This window comes from Vibrio sp. Vb0304 (assembly GCF_033338995.1).
In the GTDB taxonomy this organism is placed as follows: Bacteria; Pseudomonadota; Gammaproteobacteria; order Enterobacterales; family Vibrionaceae; genus Vibrio; species Vibrio alginolyticus.
The window spans coordinates 1-1,280 of sequence record NZ_JAWOTT010000182.1 but is presented as its reverse complement, the minus strand read 5'-3'; the positions used below and the strand labels follow the sequence as shown (position 1 = coordinate 1,280).

Here is a 1,280-nt window from a genome sequence, read left to right as displayed (position 1 = left end):
TCCCACTCATGCTCGGCGAATACAACATCTCTGCTGATTACGCGAGTTGGTTGGCGAGCGTGTTTTATGGCGGCTTGTTGATTGGTGCCATGTTTATCGAACGCATTGTTCGCAATGTTGGCCACCGCAAAGCATTTATTGGCTGTTTGGCTGCCTTTTCGCTCACCATCGTTGCCCTACCAGCATTCCCGAATGGCCTAGTTTGGCTCGTTGCGCGCTTTATTGCTGGTGTCGCGGTTGCTGGTGTGTTCGTGATCGTTGAATCCTGGTTGATGTCAGGCGACGAAGCATCACGCGCAAAACGCCTAAGCCTATACATGCTTTCTCTGTATGGCGGCTCGGCTCTAGGTCAATTTGGTATTGGCGTTCTTGGCGTAAGTGGCGGCGTACCCTTTGTTGCGATTACAACATTGATCCTAATGGCGATGCTGGTACTGATGTTTATTGATTGCGAACAACCGAATAGCCATGAATCGACTTCATTGTCATTCAAACAGATTGCAAAACTCAATCATGCAGCGATCATCGGTTGCGTCGTATCTGGTTTAACCTTGGGTGCGATTTACGGTCTTATGCCTGTTGAATTGGCGAACCGTAAAATTACCCACCAAGACATTGGTACGCTTATGGCGTTGGTGATCCTTGGCGGCATGTTGGTTCAACCTATGGTGACCACATTAAACAAATACATGAGCCGAACAGTCTTAATGGCGTTCTTCTGTATTTTGGGTATTTTCTCTATCGGTTTGACGTTCATCTCTACGTCTACCGCAGTGTTGGCGGCGTCGCTTTTCCTATTGGGCATGGCCACGTTTGCTCTATACCCAGTGGCAATCAACCTCGGCTGTGAAGGACTTGATGAACGCTTTATTGTCTCTGCAACTCAAGTCATGCTGTTTAGCTACAGCGTAGGCTCAGTAGCAGGCCCAGTGGTCGCAGACAAATTTATGGGCCAAGTACACGGCTTGTTGGGTTACTTGTTTGCGGCTTTGGTAGCGACATGCGTTTACATGTTGCTTGCAGCGAGCAAAACCAAACAGCAAATGGCTGCGGGCCTATAAAGCTAAAACAACCAAATGACCATTGAAAACGAGGGCTATCTGCCCTCGTTTTTTTATGCGTTTTTCATTAACTGCTTTCGATAACGTGTTGGCGAAATGCCGTAAAACTTCTTAAATCGATGCGTAAAGTTGTACGGGTCTCGGTATCCCAATCTATTGGCAATCATCGCAATTGACCACGCCCGGTATTGCAACAAGTCAGCTGCTTTGTGCATTCGC

2 protein-coding genes are annotated in these 1,280 nt (G+C 47.7%); one reads left to right on the top strand and one right to left on the bottom strand.

The window, feature by feature from the left end:
- The coding region (locus tag R7P35_RS24815; protein ID WP_318093032.1) for an MFS transporter at positions 1 to 1,061 on the top strand (1,061 nt) is incomplete at its 5' end.
- A 53-nt stretch (positions 1,062 to 1,114) separates the two neighbouring features.
- Here the strand turns inward: R7P35_RS24815 and R7P35_RS24810 are convergent.
- Positions 1,115 to 1,280: helix-turn-helix domain-containing protein (locus tag R7P35_RS24810; RefSeq protein WP_318093034.1), on the bottom strand; the 166-nt coding region annotated here is incomplete at its 5' end.